Origin of the sequence: Limosilactobacillus mucosae, from assembly GCF_046939755.1 — a bacterium.
GTDB classification, from domain to species: Bacteria; Bacillota; Bacilli; order Lactobacillales; family Lactobacillaceae; genus Limosilactobacillus; species Limosilactobacillus mucosae_A.
Genome location: NZ_JBKZAY010000027.1, coordinates 1 through 26,298 on the forward strand (window position 1 = coordinate 1; position 26,298 = coordinate 26,298).

24 protein-coding genes are annotated in these 26,298 nt (G+C 48.2%); 12 read left to right on the forward strand and 12 right to left on the reverse strand.

Features of this window, described 5'->3' with window-relative positions; all coding sequences use genetic code 11:
* Positions 1-41 precede the first annotated feature (41 nt).
* From asnS to ACLUWI_RS08485, 3 genes are read right to left on the reverse strand one after another with little or no spacing between them, the layout of a single operon-like run.
* A complete protein-coding gene (gene asnS / locus ACLUWI_RS08475) occupies positions 42-1,340 on the reverse strand; it encodes an asparagine--tRNA ligase (RefSeq protein ID WP_412146943.1) in 1,299 nt (432 codons plus the stop codon).
* Between the two features lie 24 nt (positions 1,341-1,364).
* The gene (locus ACLUWI_RS08480; RefSeq protein WP_412146944.1) at positions 1,365-1,883 is read right to left on the reverse strand and encodes a DUF5590 domain-containing protein; all 519 of its coding nucleotides are present in this window, start codon (positions 1,881-1,883) and stop codon (positions 1,365-1,367) included.
* Between the two features lie 51 nt (positions 1,884-1,934).
* Positions 1,935-4,778, reverse strand: a complete 2,844-nt coding sequence (locus ACLUWI_RS08485; protein ID WP_412146945.1) for a helicase C-terminal domain-containing protein — start codon at positions 4,776-4,778, stop codon at positions 1,935-1,937.
* A gap of 182 nt (positions 4,779-4,960) precedes the next feature.
* On the opposite strand from ACLUWI_RS08485, the gene mvk reads away from it, so the two are divergent.
* The 8 genes from mvk to ACLUWI_RS08525 all read left to right on the forward strand — a co-directional run bounded on the left by mvk (position 4,961) and on the right by ACLUWI_RS08525 (position 12,779).
* A complete protein-coding gene (gene mvk / locus ACLUWI_RS08490) occupies positions 4,961-5,908 on the forward strand; it encodes a mevalonate kinase (RefSeq protein ID WP_412146946.1) in 948 nt (315 codons plus the stop codon).
* Positions 5,908-6,888 (forward strand): diphosphomevalonate decarboxylase, encoded by a 981-nt coding sequence (mvaD, locus tag ACLUWI_RS08495; RefSeq protein ID WP_412146947.1) that lies wholly within the window; start codon positions 5,908-5,910, stop codon positions 6,886-6,888. The genes mvk and mvaD overlap by 1 nt, the downstream gene beginning before the upstream one ends.
* A 26-nt stretch (positions 6,889-6,914) precedes the next feature.
* Positions 6,915-8,018: a phosphomevalonate kinase gene (locus ACLUWI_RS08500; protein WP_412146948.1), complete on the forward strand. Its 1,104-nt coding sequence runs from the start codon at positions 6,915-6,917 to the stop codon at positions 8,016-8,018.
* A gap of 60 nt (positions 8,019-8,078) precedes the next feature.
* Positions 8,079-9,119 (forward strand): type 2 isopentenyl-diphosphate Delta-isomerase, encoded by a 1,041-nt coding sequence (gene fni / locus ACLUWI_RS08505; RefSeq protein WP_412146965.1) that lies wholly within the window; start codon positions 8,079-8,081, stop codon positions 9,117-9,119.
* Positions 9,120-9,339: 220 nt separating this feature from the next.
* Entirely contained in the window at positions 9,340-10,536 is a 1,197-nt protein-coding gene (locus ACLUWI_RS08510) for an ABC transporter ATP-binding protein (protein ID WP_412146949.1), read from the forward strand.
* The gene (locus ACLUWI_RS08515; protein ID WP_412146950.1) at positions 10,536-11,186 is read left to right on the forward strand and encodes an ABC transporter permease; all 651 of its coding nucleotides are present in this window, start codon (positions 10,536-10,538) and stop codon (positions 11,184-11,186) included. The genes ACLUWI_RS08510 and ACLUWI_RS08515 overlap by 1 nt, the downstream gene beginning before the upstream one ends.
* Positions 11,173-12,114 carry an osmoprotectant ABC transporter substrate-binding protein gene (locus ACLUWI_RS08520; protein WP_412146951.1) on the forward strand — a complete coding sequence of 314 codons (942 nt, stop codon included), beginning with the start codon at positions 11,173-11,175 and terminating at the stop codon, positions 12,112-12,114. The genes ACLUWI_RS08515 and ACLUWI_RS08520 overlap by 14 nt, the downstream gene beginning before the upstream one ends.
* On the forward strand, positions 12,114-12,779 hold the full coding sequence (locus tag ACLUWI_RS08525) for an ABC transporter permease (RefSeq protein ID WP_412146952.1): 666 nt from the start codon (positions 12,114-12,116) through the stop codon (positions 12,777-12,779). The genes ACLUWI_RS08520 and ACLUWI_RS08525 overlap by 1 nt, the downstream gene beginning before the upstream one ends.
* Before the next feature lie 159 nt (positions 12,780-12,938).
* Here ACLUWI_RS08525 and scrK read toward each other — a convergent pair whose 3' ends face one another.
* A complete protein-coding gene (gene scrK / locus ACLUWI_RS08530; protein WP_412146953.1) occupies positions 12,939-13,817 on the reverse strand; it encodes a fructokinase ScrK in 879 nt (292 codons plus the stop codon).
* Between the two features lie 144 nt (positions 13,818-13,961).
* Here scrK and ACLUWI_RS08535 point away from each other — a divergent pair, with 144 nt between their 5' ends.
* Positions 13,962-14,561: a TetR/AcrR family transcriptional regulator gene (locus tag ACLUWI_RS08535; RefSeq protein ID WP_412146954.1), complete on the forward strand. Its 600-nt coding sequence runs from the start codon at positions 13,962-13,964 to the stop codon at positions 14,559-14,561.
* Between the two features lie 20 nt (positions 14,562-14,581).
* Positions 14,582-15,016 (forward strand): Spx/MgsR family RNA polymerase-binding regulatory protein, encoded by a 435-nt coding sequence (locus ACLUWI_RS08540; protein WP_412146955.1) that lies wholly within the window; start codon positions 14,582-14,584, stop codon positions 15,014-15,016.
* A 94-nt stretch (positions 15,017-15,110) separates the two neighbouring features.
* Here ACLUWI_RS08540 and ACLUWI_RS08545 read toward each other — a convergent pair whose 3' ends face one another.
* Positions 15,111-16,478 carry an RsmF rRNA methyltransferase first C-terminal domain-containing protein gene (locus ACLUWI_RS08545; RefSeq protein WP_412146956.1) on the reverse strand — a complete coding sequence of 456 codons (1,368 nt, stop codon included), beginning with the start codon at positions 16,476-16,478 and terminating at the stop codon, positions 15,111-15,113.
* 43 nt (positions 16,479-16,521) lie between these two features.
* Complete coding sequence (locus ACLUWI_RS08550; protein ID WP_412146957.1) at positions 16,522-17,319, reverse strand: Fic/DOC family protein; 798 nt, start codon at positions 17,317-17,319, stop codon at positions 16,522-16,524.
* Between the two features lie 174 nt (positions 17,320-17,493).
* Between ACLUWI_RS08550 and ACLUWI_RS08555 the strand changes: the two genes are divergently transcribed.
* On the forward strand, positions 17,494-18,327 hold the full coding sequence (locus ACLUWI_RS08555) for a Cof-type HAD-IIB family hydrolase (protein ID WP_412146958.1): 834 nt from the start codon (positions 17,494-17,496) through the stop codon (positions 18,325-18,327).
* 121 nt (positions 18,328-18,448) lie between these two features.
* Here ACLUWI_RS08555 and ACLUWI_RS08560 read toward each other — a convergent pair whose 3' ends face one another.
* The 6 genes from ACLUWI_RS08560 to ACLUWI_RS08585 form a co-directional block, all read right to left on the reverse strand.
* Entirely contained in the window at positions 18,449-18,916 is a 468-nt protein-coding gene (locus ACLUWI_RS08560) for a nitroreductase family protein (RefSeq protein WP_412146959.1), read from the reverse strand.
* 201 nt (positions 18,917-19,117) lie between these two features.
* Positions 19,118-19,780, reverse strand: coding sequence for a beta-phosphoglucomutase (pgmB, locus tag ACLUWI_RS08565; RefSeq protein ID WP_169462331.1), 663 nt, complete (start codon positions 19,778-19,780; stop codon positions 19,118-19,120).
* Positions 19,781-19,792: 12 nt separating this feature from the next.
* The gene (locus ACLUWI_RS08570) at positions 19,793-22,045 is read right to left on the reverse strand and encodes a glycoside hydrolase family 65 protein (RefSeq protein ID WP_412146960.1); all 2,253 of its coding nucleotides are present in this window, start codon (positions 22,043-22,045) and stop codon (positions 19,793-19,795) included.
* A gap of 57 nt (positions 22,046-22,102) precedes the next feature.
* The gene (locus tag ACLUWI_RS08575; protein ID WP_412146961.1) at positions 22,103-23,455 is read right to left on the reverse strand and encodes an SLC45 family MFS transporter; all 1,353 of its coding nucleotides are present in this window, start codon (positions 23,453-23,455) and stop codon (positions 22,103-22,105) included.
* 280 nt (positions 23,456-23,735) lie between these two features.
* A complete protein-coding gene (locus ACLUWI_RS08580) occupies positions 23,736-24,677 on the reverse strand; it encodes a LacI family DNA-binding transcriptional regulator (protein ID WP_412146962.1) in 942 nt (313 codons plus the stop codon).
* 416 nt (positions 24,678-25,093) lie between these two features.
* Positions 25,094-25,663: a hypothetical protein gene (locus tag ACLUWI_RS08585; protein WP_412146963.1), complete on the reverse strand. Its 570-nt coding sequence runs from the start codon at positions 25,661-25,663 to the stop codon at positions 25,094-25,096.
* Positions 25,664-25,795: 132 nt separating this feature from the next.
* On the opposite strand from ACLUWI_RS08585, the gene ACLUWI_RS08590 reads away from it, so the two are divergent.
* Entirely contained in the window at positions 25,796-26,209 is a 414-nt protein-coding gene (locus ACLUWI_RS08590; RefSeq protein WP_412146964.1) for a hypothetical protein, read from the forward strand.
* Positions 26,210-26,298 lie beyond the last annotated feature (89 nt).

Below are 26,298 nucleotides of genomic sequence, written 5' to 3' on the forward strand. Positions count from 1 at the left end.
TTAAATTATATTTTAAGCCACGTTATTGCGCGGACTGCTGTTTATGGATAGATCCGGTTTAACAGACGTGGGAATGGGATAACTTCGCGCAGATGATCCTGCAGGCAAATCCAAGTCAAGAACCGTTCCAGCCCCAGGCCAAAGCCGCTGTGTGGCACTGTCCCATACTTACGCAGGTCAAAGTACCATTGATAGTCATCGATATTCAAACCAACCTTCTTGGCTGATGCTACCAACGTGTCGTAGTCGGTTTCACGTTCTGAACCACCGATAATTTCACCGTAGCCTTCAGGAGCCAGCAAATCGGCACAGACATAAACGTCATCGCGCGTTGGGTGACCCTTCATGTAGAATGGCTTGATTGATTTAGGATAGTTCAGCACAAACACTGGCTTGCTGAAGTGGTTGGCCAGGTAGGTTTCTTCTGGTGAACCAAAGTCGTCGCCCCACTTAACGTCCATGCCGGCATCCTGCAAGAGCTTAATTGCTTCATCATAGCTGATGCGTGGGTATGGCGTCTGCGTAAATGGTTCCAGCGTCTTAGGGTCACGACCAACGACTTCCAGTTCCCGGCTGCAGTCCTTGATTACGGCCTTGATCAGGTAGGCAACGTATTCTTCCTGCAGTTGCAGGCTTTCTTCTTGGTGCATAAAGGCCATTTCTGGTTCGATCATCCAGAATTCAATCAGGTGACGACGCGTCTTAGACTTTTCAGCACGGAAAACCGGACCAAAACTGTAGACCTTGTCAAATGCCAGCGCGCCGGCTTCTTCATAAAGCTGACCGGATTGAGAAAGGTAGGCGTCACGATCAAAATACTTGGTCTTAAACAGATCGGTCGTTCCTTCTGGTGCATTGGCAGTCAAGATTGGCGCGTCAATCTTGGTAAAGCCATGTTCCCCAAAGAATTCATAGTTGGCCCGAATCACCCGGTCACGAATCCGCATTAAAGCGTGCGGCTTGCTGGAACGCAGCCACAGATGACGATGATCGAGCAAAAAGTCGATGCCATGTTCTTTATTGCCGATTGGGTAGTCAACGCTTTCCCCAATCAGTTCGATGTCTTCGATCTGAATTTCGTAGCCAAACTTGGAACGGGCATCTTCATGAATTTCGCCCGTTACCCAGAAACTGCTTTCTTGACGCAGTTCATGCCGTGCCATTTCAAACACTTCTGGCGGAACGTCATTTTTCCGCAGAATGCCTTGGAAAAACGCCGTCCCGTCACGCAGCTGCAAGAAAGCGATCTTACCACTGGAACGCTTGTCAGTCAGCCAAACGCCAATCCGCACGCGTTCGTTGACGTGCTTTGGCGCATCAATAATGTTGATGGTTTCCACAAAAAATTCCTCCAAACAATGTAACTATAAATTGTTGATCTGTTGCACATAGCTGCCCGTCTTAAAGTTGATCAGGTCATAGCAGAGATTGCCTTTGCTGTTAAGGTAGGTAACTTCCCAGACTACCTTGTCGTTAAAGATCCCCGGCACGGCCTTAAGTACCCTTTTCGGATGCTCGTTGCTCTTGACTTGGGCAAGTGCCTGCTGTTCGGTTAATCCCGTGCTTTGCTTGACAATCCGCACTGAGCCGTTTTTCTGCGGCACGATGACCAGAATCTGCTGGCCTTTCTTATTTTTACCTGCAACCGTGTAATAGGTGTTTTCCCGGTTGTAGATGTAAAAATTGGTGCGTGTCTTTAAATTAGCATAACGTCTGGCAATTGTGGTTGCCTGACGTTCCGCTTCAACTTTGGGATGATTGCCAACAGCATAAATGCTCCAGACAACCAAAAAAATTAGGATGATCAGAATCAGCAGATCACGAATCACCCGCTTCGATGTTCCACGACTGCGTTCTCTTTGTACCTCGCGGCGACTTTGCATAGCGGCCTTCCTTCCTAATTCAATTCAGTATCTCTTGCATTATAACAAAATCTATTGGCGCTGCGTGAATCGTTCATGGTTTTTTAAGAATTTTTTTGTTTCCTCAACCACAGCAGCCGTTGCCGCCGTTTCTATCGGCATCATTTCCGGCAAAGCATGCAGGATGGTTTTTCCATAGCGCCGATCGCTCAGCCGCGGATCTAAGACTACGGCCACGCCATAATCATTCGGTGTTCTTAAAAGGCGACCGATCCCCTGTCTCATCCGCATCGTCGCCTTAGGCAGCTCCAGATGATAAAAAGGATTGATGCCTTTTGATTTAAGCAGGCTGCTTTGCGCGCGATTAAGAATCTCTTGCGGTGAGTCAAATGGCAGCCGTGTAATGATCAAAAGCTGCAGCTGGCTGTTGGGCAGATCAATTCCTTCCCAGAAACTGGCTGCTCCCAACAAGACCGAATTTTCTCCAGTCGCAAACTGTTTCAGCAGCTTTTCGCGATTACCCGTGATTCCCTGGGCTAAAATATCGCGCTGATTGAACAGATTTGTACTGCGCAGCTGACTGTAAACCTGTTCGACTGTCACCAGGGAATTGAACAGCACCATCGTCTGACACTGAGTCTCGTTGGCCAGGCGGTAGATGGTCTGGCTAAGATAACGGATATAATCGCCATTGTCGGCATCGGCTGGCATCGGCGCGTCTTTGGCAATCAAAAGCCGACTGTTCTGCTGGTAGTTGAACGGCGACTTAAAATGCTTGACCTTGACGTTATCACGATTCAGATCCAGCTGTTGGTACAGATAGTTGGAGCGCTTGGATGTAAACAGCGTCGCGCCGACAAACAGTGCCGGCTGAAAATATGGGTAGACCTGTTCACTGAGGTAATGACTGGCGTTTAAGAGTCCTCCGCTAAGCTTCATCGTGCTGCGCTCATGCGACTGCTGAACCGTTAACCAAAAAACCGTGCCCTCATCATGCTGGTCCAACGCCAATACGAATTCGTGAAAGACCTCGTCAGCCGAGTTCAGTGCCGCCAGCTGGGTCGCAAACTGACTCATCAAATAGCGATCGCTGGCCAGCCAACTGTCACCGCGCGAGACAAAGAGATGATCAAGCGCGGAAAAATGCAGCTGCACGCTGGCCAGCGCCTGTTCAAGATTCATCATGACTGGGCCAGACGCATCCAGGAGTGCATAAAGTCGATTATTATCAATCACCTGTTCGATGATCTGATCGTCCTCACCAGCTGCGTTCAGCATAAAGCTACGGTAAAGTGCTCCTTGAAAATCCAGGAATGCTTGATCCAACTGCTGCAGGTCTCCCTGGAGCAACTCAACGTTATAGATCCCCAGCGGCAACTGTGAGAAGACATCGATTAAATTGCGCTCGCTGCCCTCTTTAACCAGCCCCTCCAAAACATGCGCTGCCGTTGTTAGACGTTGAAAGTCCACGGTCTGCCGTGCTTTTTTTAAGATGCTGTCGCTCAGATGCTGGGCCTCGTCAACCACCAGGTATGGCCGCAATGCATCATGCCCAAACTCAGCCGCGTGGGCAGCCAAATAGGCATGATTGGTGATAACGACCGTAGCATGCTGAAGCTGACGGTTGCGCCGCATCAAAAAGTCGTCTTTGATAAACGGATTATCACGACTCAGCGTTCTCAGCCCATGATGCCGAATCTCGGTAAAGTAAGGCGACTGCTGAGCATTCAGATTAAGTTCGTCCATGTCGCCGCTGGTCGTCTGCAAGAGCCACACCAAGATCCGCGCCTTAAGCAGCTGAACAAGCTTGGAATCCTCCACGATGCTCAGCGAGTGAGCGAATTTGGCAAGGTCCAGGTAATGATCGTTACCCTTTACGACTACGCTGGCAACCTTAAATGGCAGCATCGCGTTAAGCTGCGGCATCGTTTTTTGCTCAATCTGCTGCAACTGCAGGTTGGTCGCCGTTGAAACCACGATTTGTCGATCTGGGTAAGCCTGATAGACCATTGGCAAAAGATAGCCCAGAGTCTTGCCGACCCCGGTTCCCGCCTCGATGATCATTGGCTTTTCAGCATCATGAGCATAGTGATTATAGATACTGTTCATCATTCTAGACTGCGTGGCACGGAACTCCAATTGATCGCCAAACAATTTCTCCTTGGCCTTTTTGGTAACTGGATAGGCATTCTTGTCATGGGCCATTGGGGTTGCCAAAGGACGCGACTTATGCAGCACAAGGCCATTGCTGACGTAAAGATCATCACTTAGATTCTGGGGATGATGGCGGCGTTTTTCCAGCTCCTGGCTGAATACGTCTGCCGTTTGTTTGGGCAGCTGCAGCTTCATTTTAACCAGACTTGCCAGGGTCAGCGTGGGCAGCTGATGAACCTTTTTTAAAAGATCAATCAGCAGGATGGCCGTCGCCTCGGCATCACTGGCGGCACTGTGCGGCTGATCGTGCTCAATTGCCAGATAAGAGCTCAGATCACGCAGCCGAAAACTCTTGGCCGTGGGCAGCAGGATCTGAGCCAGCGTCACCGTATCAATCGCTGGAATTGCCAAAGATTGATGTCCTGCCCGCTCAAGCTCGGCATTTAAAAACGGAAAATCAAAATTAACGTTATGCGCGACAAAAATCGTATCGCTAAGCAGGCTTTCCAGCGTATCCGCCACGTCATCAAACCAAGGCGCATCGTGAACGTCTGAGTTGGTAATTCCCGTTAGCTGCTCGATACTGTGCGGAATCTTGGTACGCGGATTGATTTTGGTTTCAAACTGATTGATGAGCTGGCCTGCCTGAACCAAAACGCAGCCAATCTGAATGATCCGATCGCCATGCTTAACGCTGGTACCGGTAGTTTCCAAGTCAACGACCGCATAAATCGGCTCGCGCTTTTTTGACTGTTTTTTCACTTGTCTTCACCGTACTTCGTTATATTTCTCACCACCATGATACTATTCATTTGTCATCTTGACCATTGTTGCATCTAGATGTTTGGCATCAAAAATCAGCAAAAAATATAAAAATCTTTCAGACATCCCCAGATTAGGTTAAGATAATTACAGAAACATTTTTGAAGAAAGTAGGTTTCAGATTGAAACAACAAGGTATTGGGCAAAGTCACGCCAAGATTATTCTGATTGGCGAGCACAGTGTTGTCTATGGTCAGCCGGCAATTGCCCTGCCGCTGCCAAACGTCAAGCTTAAGGCAACGCTCACGGCTGACACTGCATCCGCCAGTCACGTTGTCAAATGCAGCTGGGCCCAAGGAAATTTAACCAGTCTGCCCGAATCCATGGCAGGCATTCAAAAACTCATCAACACCCTGATGGAACGTTTCAACGGTCAGGATGACGGTTGGACACTGGAAATCGACAGCATGCTGCCATCCGAGCGCGGCATGGGATCTTCAGCCGCCACCGCGATTGCCGTTGTACGGGCCTTTTTTGATTTATATGAAACGCCATTAGACCGATCGACGCTGCTTAAACTGGCTGATGTTGAAGAACAGATCACCCATCGCAGTCCCAGCGGCTTGGATGCGGCCACGACGAGCTCCGGTCAGCCGATTTATTTCATCAAGGGACAGCCTGGCCAGCCAATCGAGCTCAACCTGCACGCCACGATGGTGATTGCCGACACTGGCGTAAAAGGAGCCACTAAAGAAGCCATTATGGCTGTCAGAGAGCTGTTGGCCACTGATCCACAGACTACCCAGCAGCGTTTGGCGCATCTAGGTAAGCTGACGGAACGGGCCCGTATGCTCTTAAGCCGTGATGATTCCGCTGAGCTGGGACGTGTCTTAAACCTGGCTCAAGACGAACTGACTGAGCTTAACGTCAGCGATGCGGCACTTGACCGCTTGATTCAAGTCGCGCGTCAAAACGGAGCCTTAGGTGCTAAATTGACTGGCGGCGGACGTGGCGGTTGTATGTTTGCCCTTACCAAAACTGCCTTGGGTGCGCGCAAGCTGGCTGGAATTTTAAAAAAGCATGGTGCGGTTGAAACCTGGATTCAGCCATTGGCAAAGGGGGATGAATAATGACAAGTGCAATCGCGCGTGCGCATACCAATATTGCATTAGTTAAATACTGGGGAAAACGCGACAGTGAGCTGATGCTGCCGCAAACCGACAGTCTCTCCCTAACGCTGAATGAATTCTATGCCGACACTAAGGTTGAGTTTTCCTCCCAGCTGACTGCCGATGAGCTGATTATTGATGGTCAGACAGTGAACGGTAAAGGCTTTAAAAAAGTTCAAAAAGTCCTGGCAATCGTGCGCCAAATAAGTCAGACCAATCAGTTTGCTCGGGTCGAATCAGTCAATCACGTTCCCATGGCAGCCGGTCTGGCCAGCTCAGCTTCAGCCTTTGCTGCTTTGGCAATGGCCGCCAGCACGGCTGCAGGGTTGAAGCTGTCGCGACGTGATCTTTCAAGACTGGCGCGCCGCGGATCAGGTTCGGCCACCCGTTCGATCTATGGCGGCCTGGTTGAATGGCATCGCGGTGTTGATGACCTCACCTCATATGCAGAGCCGATCATGGAAAATGTGGATTTTCCGCTTGAAATGATGGCCATTCTGCTGAATACGGAGCAAAAAAAGGTTTCCAGCACGCTGGGCATGCAGCACGTTGTTGAGACTTCACCCTACTATCCAGCATGGCACGAGGTCGTTAAAGCCGACATGCAGAAAATCAAGCTGGCCATTGAAAAGCGCGATATCAATGAAATTGGCCACATCGCTCAGACAAACGCCCTGCGCATGCACGCCCTAAATCTGGCTGCCGATCCTGGCTTTACATACTTTAATGCCGCCACGCTCAAAGCCATGCACGCGATTGATGACTTGCGCGCCAGTGGTACAAACTGTTATTATACGATGGATGCGGGTCCGAACGTAAAAGTCATTTACGATCGGGCTGACCGTAGTAAAATTCAAGCTGCCCTGACCCCACTGTTCGGCGCCGACAATCTGGTCGTGTCCCAGCCCGGACCAGGAACAGTCTTATTGGATCAAGAATAAACCAATATTGAGAGGAATATGGAAAATTGATTACTGCAAAAGCTCCTGGCAAGCTTTATATTGCCGGTGAATATGCCGTAGTTGAAAATGGCTACCCGGCAATTCTGGTTGCGCTAAACCAGTTCGTTACCTGTTCAATCAAAGTCAGTCCTGCCGACACGGGACGCATCATCAGTGAACAGTATCACGAAAACTCCCTGCTCTGGCGTCGACAAGGCGATAAAATGGTCGTTGATCAGCGCGACAACCCATTCGCCTACATTCTTTCCGCCATCAGCGTGACCGAAGAATATGCCCGCAGCCTGGATCGTCAGCTGCAGATCTACGACATCTATATTGACAGTCAACTCGATTCAGCCAATGGCAAGAAATATGGGCTGGGCTCCTCAGCTGCGGTTACCGTTGCCACGGTCAAGGCACTGTGTCTTTTTTATGATCTGCCGGTTGACAAGGACAAGCTCTTTAAGCTGGCTGCGATCGCTCATTTCGCTGTCCAAGGCAATGGCTCATTGGGGGATGTGGCAGCTTCGGTATATGGCGGGTGGATCGCGTACCACTCGTTTGATCGGCAGTGGCTCGCTGAACAGCGCCAATACCTGGATCTGCCAACGCTGCTGGATCTGCCATGGCCGGATCTAAAAATTGAATCACTGACTGCCCCAGCCAACCTGCAGCTTTTGATCGGCTGGACTGGCAGCCCGGCCTCAACTTCGCGACTGGTCGACAAGATCTCTTTGTTTAAAGCCCGCCAGCAGGATAAGTATCATCATTTTCTGGAAGAAAGCAAGGCCTGCATTCAGCGCATGATCGAAGGCTTTCATCATGCTGATCTGGATGTAATCAAGCGTGAGATCCGCAAAAATCGCGATCTGCTGAAAAATCTGGGGGCCAATTCGGGAGTTCAGATTGAAACGCCGATTCTGCATGAACTGTGCCGAATTGCCGAGGATTTCGGTGGTGCGGCCAAGACTTCCGGTGCTGGCGGCGGCGACTGCGGCATCGTGGCGATTGATGGTCATGCCGATCTGGATGGTCTCTTAGCGGCTTGGCAGAATAAAAAAATCGAGCAGCTGCCATTAGCGGTGCATTTTGTCGATTCAATTCGCCGCTACAAACTCAAGATCAAATAAATCCGTTCGCGCGCCGCAATTTCGTGACGCGCGAATTTTATGTACCTTATCCACGGAGGAATTATGGAATCGCTACAAGCTCATCGTAAAAACGAACATGTTTCCCTGGCCGAAAAGCTCTATTCGCAATCCCATGCCAATCATCCGTTCGACCAGGTTCGCTTGATACACAACAGCCTGCCGGAAATGGCACTTAGTCAGGCGGATTCAAGCATTAAACTGGGTGAATTAAACTTAAAAGCGCCGTTTTATATCGAGGCGATGACTGGCGGCAGCAAACAGACCGCTAAAATCAATGCACGGCTGGCATCACTAGCACACCAACATGGTTTGGCAATGGCAACCGGGTCTTTAAGCGTAGCCCTAAAAGATCCGCAGACGCAGTCATCATTTGCCATCGTTCGCGATAAAATGCCGACTGAACCGGTCATTGCCAATCTTGGCGCCAGCGCAGATCTTGAACAGGCCCAGAAGGCTATTGATATTTTAAAGGCCGATGCCATTGAGATCCATCTCAATGCGGCCCAGGAACTGGTAATGCCAGAAGGAGACCGTGAATTTTTCTGGCAAGAGCACATCAAAGAGCTGGTCAATCAGCTAAGCATCCCCGTCATCGTTAAGGAAGTCGGTTTCGGCATGGATAAAAAAACCATTGCCAAGCTGCAGGAGCTGGGCGTTAAATACATCAACGTCAGTGGCCGTGGCGGTACGAACTTCGCGGCCATCGAAAATCGGCGCAATCATCAATTCGATCTGTCAATGCTCAATGACTGGGGCCAGACGACACCAGAATCACTGTTGGAGGCCCGCGCCATTAAAAATCCAGATGTCGCAATTATTGCTTCGGGCGGCATCACCTCCCCGCTTGACGTCATTAAGGCCGGTGCTTTGGGAGCAAGTGCAGTCGGCGTGGCTGGCCATTTTCTGCATACACTGCTTCATGATGGCGATGACGCCTTGGATCGCGAGCTGAATGCTTGGCAAGAGGCGATCCTGCGCCTACTGACGCTACTGGGCTGTCATAATTTTGCCGAGCTGAAACAGGCTGAAGTGGTCTTAAGTCCTGAACTGGACGATTATGCAACTCAACGTGGCTTATAATTATTACTCAAAATACTATTTTGGATAATTAGAATATCATTTTACATTTAATAAACTATTTTCCTTGGATACTTTTTTGAAAACGTTCACTTGCGCGACAAATGGACGTTTTTTTAGTAATGACAATTTGGCTGGTCAATCTTATACTAAAGCTAGTGAGGGATTTCTAATTTTTTGCACTGGGAAATTTTAATTTTTGACTGTAAGGAGGAGGATGCGTATGGCTGCAAAACCACCAATGGTCGAATTTAAGAACGTCTCCAAGATTTATCCAGGAGGCAAAGTGGCTGTTGAAAATATCAATCTGCGCATTGAGCGTGGAGAATTCGTTTGTTTTATCGGGACTTCTGGCGGTGGTAAGACAACGACGCTGCGAATGATCAACGGTATGCTGATTCCAACCAGCGGCGATATCATCGTCGATGGCAAAAACATCCATGACATAGACCCAATCGAATTGCGTCGCAGTATTGGCTATGTGATTCAAAACATTGGCCTGATGCCGCATATGACAATTCGCGACAACATCACGCTGGTTCCCAAACTTTTAAAATGGCCTAAAGAAAAACGGGATGCCCGCGCCAAAGAGCTGATTAAAATGGTTGAATTACCCGAAGAATTCTTGGACCGCTATCCTTCTGAGCTTTCTGGCGGTCAGCAGCAACGGATCGGGGTTATTCGGGCATTGGCTGCCGATCAGCAGATTATCTTGATGGACGAGCCGTTTGGTGCCCTTGACCCGTTGACGCGTGAAGCTCTGCAGCGGCTGGTCAAGCGCCTGCAGCAGCAAATGGGACGAACTATCATTATGGTCACGCACGACATGGATGAAGCAATTCGGCTGGCTGATCGAATCGTGATTATGGATCAGGGCCATATCATTCAAAATGCCTCGCCTGATGATGTATTGACCCACCCTGCTAATGAGTTCGTGGCCAACTTGATTGGTCCAGAGCGTCTCCGCCAGGCCAAGGTTAACCACTTGACGGCGGCTGAGATCATGCGACCGAATCCAATCAAGATTCACGCTCAGCAAAACCTCGGCGATGCCCTAAACCAAATGCACCAATACCATGTCGACAGCTTGATGGTCGTTGACGATGAGAATCATCTGACTGGGATTCTTGACTTAAAGACGCTGCGCAACCAACAGCAGCCACAGTTGATCATTGACGACATGAAGCACGCCGTTCCGGTTAAGATCCAAGAAAATGAGCGACTGCAGATGATTACGGAACCGCTTTTGGAACGGAATTGGGAATACGTTCCCGTAGTCGATGAGCAGAATCACTTAAAAGGCATCATTACTCGATCAGCATTGGTTGACGTAATCTATGACGCCGTCTGGGGAACCACTGAAAATCCCCATCCAGCCAAAGACCAAGCCCAGGACCTAAAAGAGGCAGGTGAGCAATAATGATGACATTCTTGCAAGCACATGGGACCGAACTGATCGTCAAAACATGGGAGCAGATCTATATTTCTGCCGTTTCGCTTGCTTTGGGAATCATTGTTGCGGTACCCCTTGGAATTGCTTTAACGCGTTGTAAAAAAATTGCCAAACTCGTGATTGGACTGGCCAGCATGCTGCAGACCATCCCTTCTTTGGCACTGCTGGCTCTAATGATTCCAATTTTGGGAATTGGCGTGAAGCCGGCAATCGTTGCCCTATTTATTTATTCGCTGCTGCCAATTCTGCGCAATACCTATGCCGGCATGGAAGATGTCGATCCAACCTTAATTGACAGTGCCAAGGGAATGGGGATGACCAATTGGGAGTCAATCAAGATGGTTGAACTGCCATTAGCCCTTCCCGTCATCATGGCCGGAATTCGTCTGGCGGCCGTCTATGTTATTGCCTGGTCAACGCTGGCTTCCTATATCGGTGCTGGCGGCTTGGGTGACTTCATTTTCAACGGTTTGGACCTTTACGAACCGGATTTGATTATCGGCGGTACGATTCCAGTTACCATCCTGGCCTTGGTTGCTGACTGGCTGCTGGGCATTGTGGAACGTAAACTCACACCTACTACGAGTCGAGGAGGTGCGGCTAATGATCAGGCATAAAAACTTAAAGATTGGGGCGTTGCTTTTAGGCATTTTCGCCATCGTTTTAGGCATCAGCGGCTGCAGTTCTTCTACCGAGACCACTTATCATCAGCCTAAGACGCTACGGATTGCTACCCAAAGCTCAACCGAATCTCAGATCATGGGCTATATGCTTAAGGATCTGATTGAACACGACACCAACTATAAGGTCAAGATGGTCAGCAACCTGGGGAGCTCGTCAGTTTCGCACAAAGCGCTACAAAATGATGACGCCGATATCATGGCAACCAGCTATACAGGGACTGATTTGACTGGGACATTGGGAATGCCAGCTCAAAAAGACCCTAAAAAAGCTACGAAAACCGTTGACCGCCTTTTGAAGCAACGCTACGATGAGATCCGCTATCCTTCGTATGGATTTGCTGACACCTATGCCTTCATGGTAACCCAGGCCAATGCTAAGAAGTACAATCTGGCTACGGTCAGTGACTTAAAGCCGGTTGCCAGTCAGTTAACGGCTGGGGTCGACAGTTCCTGGATGAACCGCAAAGGCGATGGCTACAACGATTTTGCCAAAGTATATGGCTTTAAGTTCAAGCGCGTCTACCCAATGCAGATTGGACTGGTCTACGATGCGGCTGAGCAAGGCAAAATGCAGGTTATTTTAGGCTACTCAACCGACGGACGAATCCGCAGCTATAACCTCAAGATTTTAAAGGACAATCTACACTTCTTCCCGCCATATAACTGTTCACTAGTCGTCAGAGGCGCCATCATTCGTCATGATCCGCATCTTAAAAAAGTCCTGCACCGCTTGGATGGCAAGATTAATCTTACAACCATGCAGAAGCTTAATTACCAAGCTGATGACGAATTACTGGAGCCCGCTACGGTTGCGCACCGTTTCTTAGTCAAGCATCACTACTTTGAAGGAGGCGACAACTAATGAAAGGTTTGAGTCTATGGCAGCAGTTCTGGTACTATCTCGGCCATAACGGCACCTATGTTCTGCAGCAGTTTAGCCATCATTTTGCCATCTCTGTCTATGGCGTCTTACTGGCGGCTTTAGTTGGGATCCCCCTGGGAATATTGATCTCTCGTCACCATCATCTGAATGGGCCGATCATCAGTATCGCCAACATCATTCAAACGATTCCCTCTTTGGCCATGGTTTCGATGCTGATGCTGGTTTTAGGCCTGGGGACCCAAACGGTTATCGTTGCTAACTTCCTGTATTCGCTGCTGCCAATCATTAAAAACACGGCAGCCGGCCTGGACAGCGTCAGTCCCGTTTCACTCGACGCTGGTCGTGGACTGGGAATGACAAAATGGCAGCTGTTGGTCATGGTCGAAATGCCGCTTTCCGTTTCCGTTATCATGGCGGGGATTCGAAACGCCCTGGTCGTTGCCATCGGGATTACGGCAATCGGTTCTTTCGTTGGTGCTGGCGGCCTGGGTGATATTATCATTCGCGGGACCAACGCTACCAATGGCGGGGCCATCATCCTTGCCGGCGCGCTGCCAACTGCCTTAATGGCGATCATTACTGACTGGGTACTGGGTTGGGTTCAGCATAAACTGGCACCACACACCGCCAAAAAAGCTGATTAATTAAATATCAATATATTTAGGGTCCAGCTGCCAATACGCAAGCTGGGCCCTATTTTGTGGTCTTTAATATTTCCTGGGAATTTTCTGCATTCACTTTTATTTCGGCCAAAATAAAAGAACCACGATGGCGGTTGCTGCATCGCGATTCTATGTAACTGATTATTTATTAAGCAGTTTTTCTGCTAAGGCAAAGTTGCCAAGCGTTGCCGAACCGTTGCCAGGAACACTTGGATTCGTGATGTAGTCTTCCAAATTCCCGACTTCCAGATAGCCATTGTAGAGTTGTTTGAACTGATCACGAACCTTTTCCATAAAGTGTGGTCGCGAAACACTGCCGCCGAAAATTACGCGGGCTGGCCGCAGGATTGACGTTGCCTGCATCACCGCCTGAGCAGCATAGTAAGCCATAATGTCCCAGACATGATCATCGTCGCTTACGTCTTCACCCCGCTTACCAAGACGCGCTTTAAACGTCGGACCGCACAACAGGCCTTCCAGACAGTCGCCATGGTAAGGACAGATTCCCGTAAAGTTCAGATCATCAGGGTGCCGTTTTACCAAGACATGCCCCATTTCCGGTGCACCAATACCGCCAATAAAGTGACCATCCTGAATTGCTCCAGCGCCAACGCCAGTTCCAATCGTATAGTAGACCAGGTCGGCTTTCGGCAGCTGATCCTTTAGATTGACGTATTCACCGTAAACCGAGCCATTAACGTCGGTTGTAAAATAGATCGGCAGGTTTTGCCCCAACCCGCGCTTCAGCATTCCGAGAAAGTCGCAGTTTGACCACTTGATCTTTGGCGTATCAGTAATATAGCCGTATTGGGCCGAATGCTTGTCGATATCGATTGGTCCAAAGCTGGCAACGCTCATCGCCTGCATCTCTGGATATTTTTTGAAGAAGGCAATACAGTTGCCGATCGTGGTTGCTGGGTCAATCGTTGGGAAAATTGCCTTATCAATTACCTCATAATTTTCATTGCCAATCGCACAGACAAATTTGGTCCCGCCGGCTTCAATACTACCAAGTATCATAAACTTAATCCTCGCTCGTTAAAATTGTCTTATTATTGTCATTCGTTTAACAATAATAACGCTTTCTTGGCCAATCAACAAGTTTTTCCACTTTTTTTCAAGATTTCATTGACTTTAACTAAACGATCATTTAGTATGATTATCATGAGAGAAAAAGACCAATCAAAAAAAGCTAAAATTATCCAGGCCGTTTTTGAAATCGTGGATCGTGATGGTCTCGCGGGACTGTCATTTGGCAAAATCGCTAAATGGGCTGGTATCAGTTCCGGCACCCCTTATGTGTACTACCGCGATAAAACGGACATGCTCTCACAGATCTATGTTGCTAGTAAACAGCAGCTGGAATCCGGGCTGGACGAACAGCTGGCCCAAACCGACTCAACCAAAGAACAATTAATTACCTGCTTAGAGTATTTTGCTCGGCAGTATACGAAATATCCTTTGCAGGCCAACTACATCATGGCCATTCATGCTGCTCCTGAATTGATTACACCTGCTGCCAGGCAGAAAGGCTCATCGTTTACCAATAGTCTGAACGGATTATACTGCCGTCTGTGCAGCGAAAGTCAAGCGACAGTCATCGGCGACGACCAGTTTCTGGTTGGCGCTCTGTTGCTGGGACCAATCATGTGGCTTTTGCGTCAGGCAAAGCTCAACAACACGCAAGTCGACGATGCCCAGATCAAAAGAGTCGTCCGCATTTCAGTCAATGGCTTGTTTGAAGAAAAAAATCGCGAATCTTAGTTTATGAAAGGGAATTGCCAATGATTAAATTTTACTTTCACACGAATAATCCTGCCAAGCGGCGCGCCGAAAAATGGCTGACCAAGCATGGTCTCAACTTCCAATCCCGCAATCTGAATAAAGACCCATTAACGCGCGATGAGATTCTCCAATTGCTGGAGCTCTCGCCTGATGGTACTGAAACGCTGGTATCTGAACGTTCCAAGGCAACCAAAGAACTGTACGCCAAACATCCTGCTCCTACAATGAATCAGCTGATTGATGCCATTCAAGAAACGCCGCAGATTCTGAAAAGTCCGCTGATTGTCAGTGGCCACAAAATGCTGACCGGTTTCAATGCTGATAAGATGGGGGTCTTGGTGCCTCATCAGCAGCGGCGCCTGGAATTATCGCAACTCTTGGGTAAGCTCAACGGCCGCGGCTCAAATCAAGCCATGCAGTTGGCATATAACTAAACTTAATCCTTGTCTCAACTCCTGAAATAAGGATTTTTAATTTCAAAAAGCGGTGCGGTCCTCACATCTGGGTCCGCACCGCTTTTATTACTATCTAGAATCGAAGCCCTTTCGGATAAAAGTTTTTAAGCGTTTGACCAACCAGCTTGCCCCAGCCACAGACATGTCCCTGACAAACCAGCAGCTGCCAGCCAGGCTCGCCACTCAGCTGCAGGGTATCGCCATGCACGTATTGGCGCCACTGATCAAGCGTAATTGTCAAGACATGGTCGGTATCCGCGGGCTGACTGGCTAAGGCCCAAGCCAATGCGGGTTCAAACCGATTCTTTTTAAAAGTTCCCAAATGCAGTCCTGGTCGCAGAATCGACATCTGCGCGATCTCATCGATTCCATTTGGCAGATCATAAAGCTGATCGCCATAAGTCAGCAGATGATTAGCTTGATAGCTGGGCATTGTTTGGGCAGCAAACTTTTCAAATAATGCCCGCTGCTCTTTGGTAATCGAATTATGATCAGCACGCCGCTTGTTCTTTTTCTTGTTTTTCTTTTTGGCTGATAACGGCGTCGATGAAGCGCCCAGCAAACGGAATTTAGCAATAAAATGGCCCTCGCCTTGAATATGATGCGGGAACAGACGCACGGCACGGCTTAATTCAGGATTGCCGTCTGCCCATTCTGGCCGGCCATCATCCATGCCAGCATACTTCTTAATCGGCTCCATGGTCAGATCATAGTTGTCCAACAGCCAGGCCGCGTTTTGCTCATCTTCTTCCGGGGCAAACGTGCAGGTGGAATAAACCAGCGTGCCACCTGGTTTGAGCATTTTCATAGCTGAGCTCAGAATCTTGCGCTGACGATTGGCACATTCGCTTGGGTAATCCGGCGTCCAATACTCAATTCCTGCCGGCTCTTTTCGAAACATCCCCTCACCAGAACAAGGCGCGTCCACCAAGATCCGATCAAAAAACTGCGGGAACTGTTTTTCAAGGTCAGCCGGACTTTCATTCATTACGACCGCGTGCCGGGCTCCCCAGCGTTCGAGATTTTCAGCTAGGATATTGGCCCGCTTGCGAAAGATCTCATTGGCAACCAGCAGACCCTCATCATGCATTTTCGCGATCAAATGCGTGCTTTTACCACCTGGTGCCGCGCATAGATCCAGCACGCGCTCACCCGGCTGCGGATCCACGACCTCCCCAACATACATCGCGCTGGGTTCCTGACTGTATACCCAACCGGTAACGTGATCCAATGACTTGCCATCAACCTTGCCAAACCAGCCATTCTCAACATATTTAATCTTGCCTGACGCCGTATTCAGCGTGGCATCCGGTTGACCATTTTTTAAAGGATTGGTACGAAACCCGCTGCAGCTTGGCTGATCAAATGCGGCCAAAAACGCATCGGCCTCATTGCCTAACAGCTGACGGTATTTTTCAATAAAAGCAGTTGGTAGTTTCACAAAAAAAAGCTCCTCGTTATAAAATCTCCCTAATATTATAGCATTAATCCGTCGCCAAAGCCGTTAGATGGAGCTTGCCTGTTAAAACGTTAACCTTTGAGTCATACAGCGCCTGGATGAACTCTTCATCCTCATCGTCATAATAAAGATACTGTCCTTTTTCGTTTGCCAATAATTCAATCAAAATGCGAATAGCACGACCATTCCCCTCACGAAATGGATGCAGGTAGTTCAGCTCATCAAGCAGTTTGGCATATGCCGCTGTCTGCGGACGCGATTGTTGCTTTAATTCCATAATCTCAGCATTGACCGAGCGAATGCCATTGTCAAAAACGTTCGGCGGCAAAAATAGCGTCTGCTGCTTGGTCAGGTTATAGTTGCGCAGCTCGCCGGCCCAGTCATACAGATCGCCAAACAAGGTCCGATTGATCCGGCATAGATCGTCAACGCTGGCTGCCTTAAAGCCACGCTGCAGAATTCTAAGGCCTACCAATGAACCTTGAACAAACTCATGCTCATCGAGATCTGCCTTATCACGAATGCCCAGCTTATTTTTCAAGGTTCCGTTTGGATATAAAAAGGACTGTGCTAAGACCTGCTCATCCGTGATTGCCGGCTTAGCAACCGGAATTCGCCAATGCCGCAATTGGTCTAATTGATCATCCAATTCAGGCTGGGGATGATCATATGCATCAGCCAGTGCCCGAATCTGCTCATCAGTTGGTTTCCAGCCTTCCATGGCACTATTGGCAACCGTTGCCGCCAACAGCTGAAATTTGCGCGGATTACGAAACTCAACGCCGCCAATATGATGGGTCTTGCGATTAATCAAAGCTGTCATTTCGCATCTTCCCTTCTGAATCTAATTAAGCCAATTGTAGCGCGTTCGTTGGCCATCAAACAATGCTTTCAAACATTAAAGGAGAATTGTCTTACTCTTGGTGAATTATTTGCCTTTAATGGCTGATCATCGATATAATTTAGGCAGATATTTTTTTGCGAAAGGAATTTTTTAATGAAGCAGCATCTTATTGCCATCGATCTGGATGGAACCACGCTCAACAACCAGTCAAAACTGACGCCGACAACGATCAAAACTCTGCAGACGCTCAGCCGGCAGGGACATCTGGTTTCAATCGTCACTGGGCGGCCGTATTTGATTTCTGGCCATCTCTACGATCAGATTGGACTCAAAACACCAATGATCAACTTCAACGGTGCCTTGGGCCATATTCCGCATCACAAGTGGGCCGGCGAATACGCGGTCAACGTTACTCGCGAAATGACACTTGATCTCTTGGCCCATAAACAGGAATTAGGAATCAAAATGGTGATTGCCGAGGATAAGTACCATGTCTGGGCTGATCATCCCAGCAGCGATCTGCCCGAGTTTCTGCCGGCTAAACTGGCTCCCGAACAGATTCTTAACGAACATAACCTAAACAACGATCCAATCGCCTTAACGATTCAGTTTGATCCTGCCAAAAAAGATGAGATTTTAAATGCCGTTGATCAAAAATATGGCGATTTCGTTGAACCACGCGTTTGGGGCGGCCCCTATTCGATTATGGAGCTGATTCGGCGCGGGACGCACAAAGAAGCTGGACTGCGTCGCTTAGTCAAAGAATATCAGCTCAGTCCTGATCAGATCATTGCATTCGGCGATGAGCACAATGATGCCGAAATGCTCAGCTATGCCGGTCGTGGGGTTGCCATGAAAAATGCCGTTGACGATATCAAACAGATTGCTGATGACGTAACACCGCTCGACAACGATCATGATGGCTTGGCTAAATATCTGCAGGACTATTTTCATCTTGATGCCGCTAAACTGCAGCTGGCAGAATAAACAATCATTCCAATGTGTACACGTAAAACCAGCGTTGCTTCAAGCTATCAAAGCTTGTGGCAACGCTGGTTTTGTTTAGAGCAAGATTATTTTATTTCCTGGGAAATCAAGATAATCAATTTTAGCCTTCTTTGATCCAATTAACGGGTATCCGTTTGATATCAATATCACGGGGCGTCAGTTTTTCTTTGGTATGACCCAAAGTAAGCGCGAAACAAGGCGTCATCCCGGCTGGAATTACCGCTTGCGGCAGCGAGGCCAGACAGGCCATGTTATAGTTGGCGGCCAAACCTTCATTTTCAGCAGCCAGCTCCATATTGTGCACGATGATACCGGCATCAATAAACTCCAGCTGGCCAGGATCTGGTGATGAAACAACAATCAAAGTTGGCGCTTGATAGATATTTTTAATCTGCTCTAGCGTCTTGGGATCTTGAATCACTGTCAGCTGATGATTGCTGTATTTTCCCAAGCCAACTGGACTGGCTTCGGCGGCCAGCAGAATTGGCTGCAGCTCTTCACTGGTCAGCGGCTGATCATCATATTCGCGAAAGGCATGCCGAGATTGTACTAAATCCATAAATTCCATTTGATTCATCCCCTTATCAAAATGATGTTTTACCTTTAGTTTAGCACCAATTTGATGGACTAATTAACGATCGGCACGAATAATTTAATCTATTCGAGGCTGCTCAATTTTTTCAACCGACCATCAGCAAACAAAAATGGTCCGCGAAACGAATTCGCAGACCATGTTGAGAGAGAGAATTGATTCAAAACGAAATTTTGCTTAGTCGAGCTGAGCCTTAATTGCTTCCAACGTAACATCCTTGGTTGCGTCAAAGCGAATGTCGGCATCATCAAGTCCAGCACCAATACCGATTGAAAGCTCGCCAGCATCGTTAATGGCTTGTACGCCGGCTTGAGCATCTTCCAGACCTGCCACGTTGGCTACAGGCAGGTTCATCATTTCAGCAGCTGCAATGTAGATGTCAGGAGCTGGCTTGCCATGCTTAACCGAAGCCGGGTTGACGATTCCATCAAAGTAGTCGCTTAACTTCAAGTACTTCAATACCTTAGGCGCATTCTTGGAAGCCGATGCCAGAACCATTTGATAGCCCTTTTCACGAATGTCATCCAAGAAGGCTTGCATCCCAGGCAGAACGTCAGCTGGCGTCAGGGTTTCTACCAGACGCAGGTAGTTGTCATTCTTTTCAGCAGCCAATGCTTCTTTTTCAGCTTGCGTGTAGTCGTTTTCGTGACCACCAGCCTTCAGGATCAATTCCAGAGAATCCATCCGGCCAACACCCTTCAAGCTTTCCTGCAGTTCCGGCGTCCAAGTCGTACCTACCTTGTCAGCCAATTGATGCCAGGCTTGCGTGTGAAAACGCGCCGTGTCGGCAATAACACCGTCCAGGTCAAAGGCAAAACCCTTCAGATCTTCAAACTTCATGTAAAATGCCTCCTACTTCAGTTCCAGGTCCTTACCAGCCAGATCAATGGTCAGTGGTTCACCGGATACGAGTGATACGTGCGTGCCTTCCTTGTCAACCAAGACCTTGATGACGCGGCCACGGAAGACTTGCGTGAATTGGTATGAATCCCACTTCTTAGGCAGGAATGGTGCATAGTGCAGCTTACCTTCACGAATCCGCATGCCGGCAAAGCCTTGGACGATATCCAGCCAACTACCAGTCATGGAAGTAATGTGCAGACCATCGGAAGTGTCGTTGTTGTAGTTGTCCAGGTCAAGCCGAGCAGAACGGTCATACAGTTCAACGGCCTTGTCTTCGTAACCCAGGTCAGCGGCAATAATGGAGTAGATCGATGGCGACAGACTTGATTCGTGAACCGTGTATTGTTCGTAGAAGTCAAAGTTATGCTTCTTTTCTTCTGGCGTAAAGTCATCGATGAAGTCCCAGATACCTTGGATAACGTCACCTTGCTTAACGTATGGCGAACGCAGAATCTTGTCCCATGACCAGTGTTGGTTGATTGGCAGTTGGTCGCTTGGAATGTCGGCAACCGGCTTCAGATCCTTGTCTAAGAAGCCATCGTTTTCAGGGAAGATGTCACGTTCCTTGTCGTATGGCAGATACATGTTGTCAACGATTGCCTGCCACTTGCGCTTTTCGTCGTCCGTAACGTTAAGCTTTGCAGCTACGTCAGCGTCAACTTCCTTGAGCACTTGCAGCGTGTACTTGAGCGTCCATTGGCAAAGCAGGTTCGTGTACCAGTCGTTGTTGACGTTGTTGTCATATTCGTCAGGACCGGTAACGGCATGCAGCATGTACTTGTTTTGACGTTGTGAGTAATGAACCCGGTCAGCCCAGAAACGAGAAATCTCAGTCAGAACCTTGGCACCTTCATGCAGCACATAGCTCTTGTCGCCCGTGTAATTGGTGTAGTTGTAGATTGCGTAGGCAATGTCACCATTACGGTGAATTTCTTCAAACGTGATTTCCCATTCGTTGTGGCATTCGATACCGTTGAACGTAACCATTGGGAACAGCGCACCCTTCAAGCCTTGTTCTTGGGCGTTGACGTAAGCACCGTCCAGTTGGTCATAACGGTACATCAGCAGGTTGCGGGAAATCTCAGGATCGGAAACACCCAGGTAAACTGGCAGACAGTAGGCTTCAGTATCCCAGTAAGTAGCACCACCGTACTTTTCACCAGTGAACCCTTTAGGACTGATGTTCAGGCGTGAGTCGTTGCCGTAGTAAGTTGAGAAGAGTTGGAACAGGTTGAAGCGAATCCCTTGTTGAGCTTCATCATCGCCATTGATTTCAACATCGGCCTTGTTCCAGCGTTCTGCCCAGCCAGCAACATGGGGAGCCAGCAGATCATCAAAGCTTTGACCATCCAGTTGACCAGCTAATTCATCCAGACGAGCAACCAGCGCTTCTTGGGTGTCAAAATCACGTGAAGTTGCGACAACGGAACGCTTTTCCAATTCAACTTCAGCACCAGCGGCCAGCGTACCGGCAAAGTCGTTTTCAGCCGTCTTAGCGGTCGTGCCATCGCCAACGTGTTCCAAAGTCGTCTTGGTAGTAGTCTTTACCCCAACCGTAAATTGAGGCGTGCCGAATGGGTTTGGCTTCGTCTTAGAAACCAGCAGTGCGTGTTCGCCAGCTGCCTTTTGTTCCAACACATCCCAGAACTGTTCATCATAGTTGGAGTCTTCGTTGTAGACGTCACCATTGATAACGCTGGCAACTTCCAGCTTGGCTTCAGCATTGCCAAGGTTCTTGACATGCAGACGCTGACCAACCAGTTCCTTTTGTGCGACGCTGACAAAACGTTCAAACGTAAAGTGCAGCTTGGCACCGCCAACTTCAGCCGTAAATTCACGGGTAAAGATTCCCTTCTTGAGGTCAAGGTCCAGCTTGAAGTCAGTTGGTGTCTGCTTAGCCAGATCCAGCTGTTCGCCATTAACCTTGATCGTTAGCTGCAGGAAGTTGGTACCGTTGATCATCTTACCAAAGTACTTTGGATAGCCAATCTTCCACCAGCCGACCCGCGTCTTGTCTGGGAACCAAACGCCACCGTAGTAGACACCTTCCATCTTGTCGCCAGAGTAGCCTTCTTCAAAGAAACCACGCATTCCGAGGTTTTCGTTAGCCAGACTGGTCATTGATTCTTGCAGGCGCTTGTCTTCAGGAGCCCACTTGGTAGTTACAATATTCCAAGGAGCGACGTCAAAAGTTCGTTTCATAAGATATTATCCTTTCTCAATCTCAATTAATTTCTAAAGTTGCAAAATCAGTCAAAACTAAGCAGCGAACGTTTCCTTGATGGCGTTAACGGATAATGCACCGATTGCCATAACGACCCCACCCAGCAGCAGCATGTGTGGCTGGGAGTTGCCCAACATTGGGTAAAGGAAGAAACTGCAAAGCGAAGCAACAATCTGTGGCAGACAGATCGAGCAGTTAAACAAGCCAAGGTAGGTACCCATGTGCTTACCAGACAATGCGTTGGTAACGATCGTCAGTGGGTAAGTGTTGATCCCAGCCCAGCCAATACCAACCAGTGCGTAAGACAGAATCAAAGCGTATTGGTTGGAGAAGAAGCAGACCGTTGCGAAACCAACAGCACCCAGCAACAGTGATCCCATGTAGCCAGCTTTGTGGTACTTGTTAGGCAGCTTGGCCAATACGTAGGACCATACAACAGCGGCAATTGACTGAACAGCAGCCATCACACCGTACCAGTTACCAGCAGCCTGGTAAGCAGCAGAACTTGCGTTGGTCGTGTGCCATACGTTTTGCGCAATTGCACCAGCAGAGTAAGTCCACAGGTATTGGAAAGCAAACCAGCAGAAGAATTGTACCAGTGAAACCGTCCAGAAGGCCTTTGGAGCGTGTTTGAGCAGTTCAACCCAGTTACCGCCTTCCGTGTTGTCGGATTCCTTGATGCCATGGTACTTAGCATAAGTTTCAGGGTCATATTCCTTAACGTGGGTCATCGTCAAAGCACTGGTACAAATCAGCAGAATAGCACCAATGTAGAAGGCCCAGCGAACCGAAGGAGGAACAACACCCTTAGGAGCCGTGTTCTGCAGACCAAACCAAGTCAGCAGGAATGGGAAGATGGCTGCCAGAACGGAACCGATGTTGTTCAGCAGACTCTGAATACCATAAGCATAACTCTTTTGATCATCGTTAACCATGTCGCCAACCATCATCTTGAATGGCTGCATGGCAACGTTAGAAGACAGATCCAAGAAGGCAACGGTAATCGCACCAAACATCAATGCGGCAAATGATCCATACCCAAAACCAAGACTACCTGAGTTTGGTAAAAGAAGCATAACGATAACGGCAACAATCGTACCAAGCATCAAGTATGGCAACCGGCGACCACCAAGCTTTGGTGCCCAGGTCCGGTCAGAATAGTAACCAACAATTGGCTGTACGATCATACCCATTAATGGTGGCAAAATAAAGAACCACCCAAGACTGTTCGGGTCGGCCCCAATCGTTTGGAAAATCCGACTCATTTGAGAACTTTGTAAAGTAAAGGCCGTCTGTACGCCAAGAAAACCGAAGTTAATCATCCAAATCGTTTTCTTGGACAAATATGGCAAGCCAGAGGTCTGTTTCTTTTGCTCTACTTCACTCATGACTTAAAACTCCTATCCTAAAAACCTAAAAAATCCACTCAATAAATAATTGCCAAGTCGTGTAAGCGCTTCATGACTTTTAACAATTAATAATATAACAAATGGATCCGTTTTCCGCAACCGTTTGCACATATTTTTATGCAACCGATTGCGCAAAAAACTTAAAGAAAAGCCGGCCCATCAAGGAATCAGCCGACCTAAAATTTTTTTATCGATTGACTGCAACATTTTAAAGTCAAGCGTATTTTTATCGATTGATTCTGTCGTTTGAACGGCTAATCTAGTCAACCCTAAAAGCAACAAAAGCGTGCCGCAGATTAGAATTGAACAGCAGCTCAACCGCCTTTTTCCCCAGCTCATGCGGCTGCAGATCAACCTTTTCAACATTGGGCAGCAGCATTCCCAGCAGTTTGCTGTTATTAAAGCAAATTACTGAAAGCCGATCCGGCAGATGCATTTGCTGCAGCTCATGATTTAATTTCAAAAACAGCAGGTCATCGGCACAAACCAGCCCATCAACTTTGGGATGCTGAGCAAAGAACTCACTGGCCGATTGCGTGTCATAATACCAGTCCAGCTCTGGCAGATGATGCTCAGCCAGGCAGTTTTCATAGCCCAGGCGTCGATCCTCCTCATACTGCCAATGATACGGCGAGCTGACATAGGCCAGATTGGTAACGTCATGATTGATCAGCAGCTGCTTGGTTGCCGCATACCCTGCCGCGACGTTATCGTTGTCGACATAGCGATCATTTTGGTGACGTTCGGGATGACCAATTACCACAAAGTTATAACCATGTTCGCGCAGATAGGCCGCCACTGGATCATGTTCCAGCGTGTAGAACAATAGAAAATTATGAATTTTTGACTGCAGCGCCATGGATTTAACCGCACGCAGCAGTTTTTCCTGTGTAGGGGCCAACGCAACGACCATTGAATAGTCGCGTGATTCCAAAGCTGAGGCTATTCCCCGCATTAAGTCGATATGAAATGGGTTAGCTGGCGCTTCATCGGTGGTTACTGGAAAAACCAGTCCCACCATATTGGCTTCACCTCGGGTTAGATTACGGGCGGCATAATTTGGATGATAGCCGATCTCAACAGCAATCTTCTTGATTTTTTCACGCGTTGCCTCGCTGATTCGCGGGTTATCATTTAAAGCTCTTGAAGCCGTAGAAACCGAGACTCCCGCGCGTGCCGCGATATCTTTAATTGTTGCCATGAACTGACAAAGCATCATGCCGATTCAAGTAGTTCAAAACTGGTTTGAACTGGCAAAACAGGCATGACTCTCCTTTCAATATTATATAGTTGGTTTAAATCAATGGATGACCCATTGATAAAAAACAGACTGCAGCTAAGCATATTCTTGAATTTCAAAAGTTTGCCATATGCCAAAAGTACTGATTTGATTTTGAAGTGAATAATTTCATTTTAGTCGTACCATGGCAAAAGGGTCAATAGCCGTTTAGGTAAAAGGATTAACTATTTTGAGATCGCAATTCCTAGTTGAAAATCAGCCGGTCAATGAACCCGCTTAATGTCCGGCCAGTTGCTTCGGTTTGACGAGCATTTCATTTTTTAGCCATCAATTTGGTTGGCTCATCCCCGCACCGTACCCGCGACTAAAATGGCCTTTTACTCACGCGGCACAATGCGGCCATCTGGGTAGACGTAGTAGTCATGACCATCATAGCTGCCAGCTGTATTGTGCGCGTTGCGATATGCCGAATCCTGGCCCCGAATCCAATAAACCGGCTGACCATTCGCATCGGTAGCCATCGTGCTGTTTCCTTCCGACATGTAGGACCACTGAATATCACCATTGCCATATTTGGCATCAACCGCGGCCATCGCATCCTGTACCGAATTGATGGCCGTGGACTGTCTAGCTGAGCTTCCCGCTGTCTGACTGGCATTTTGATTTGTACCTGGCGTTTGGTCAGCTGCCTGACTGACACTGCTCGATGTTTCTGACGATGAATTCGACATCGTTTGACTGTTTGAAACATTTGCAGTGAAAGTAGAATCCTTTGCACTGGCCGTTTGCCGAGCCGCTTTTTTGGCAGTCTTTTTCTTATGGTGTGTCGATTTTGAAGAAGTTTCTTGCTGTGATGATGCATGATTTTCCTGGCTCTGATGCCCGCACCCCGCCAGCATCAGACTGCTCAAGCCAATAATGCCCAAAAACTTTAAAGATTTTTTCACAATTGCCTCCCGTAACCTTAATTCAATTTAGAAAATTTTAATATCAGCATGATCTGATTATACCACCGTCATCATGCCGAATGATTAATGGTAAAATAATCGTAATACTTCAAATGAAACGAGGATGTCATCTTGTCCAGCAATTTTGCCTTTTTAAAATCTTATCATGGCATGCACAAACTGCATCATCTTTCCCACATGAGCGAAAAAGCCTATCGTAATGGGCAGTTCGCCACTGAGGCCCTGTTGGTTCGCGAGATCAGCGGTCGTTTGATCCGTAAGCTGGTAAAACAAGAATTCCCCAATCTAGATCAACGTTTCAACAGCGAGGATGGTCTGATTAAGCTGCAGACGGCTCAATTGCTCAATGACGAACTGATTATGCTGCTGAGTCAATTACGCGTGGCCGGCCGTCATCCCAAACAAATCGACGCGGCTTTTGCCTATCAGATTATGGTTAAGCTGCACTATCTGCTTATCTGGTACGTCAATCATTATTTGGATGGTCATGAGGAACCTGGTCATTTTAAACTGCACCGGCATTAGCATCTGAAAACAAGCAGTGCTGTCTTAAGCCCATTAAGGCCAGAGACAGCACTGTTTTTTATTGCTTTTTTGATGCTTATTTTTTCTGG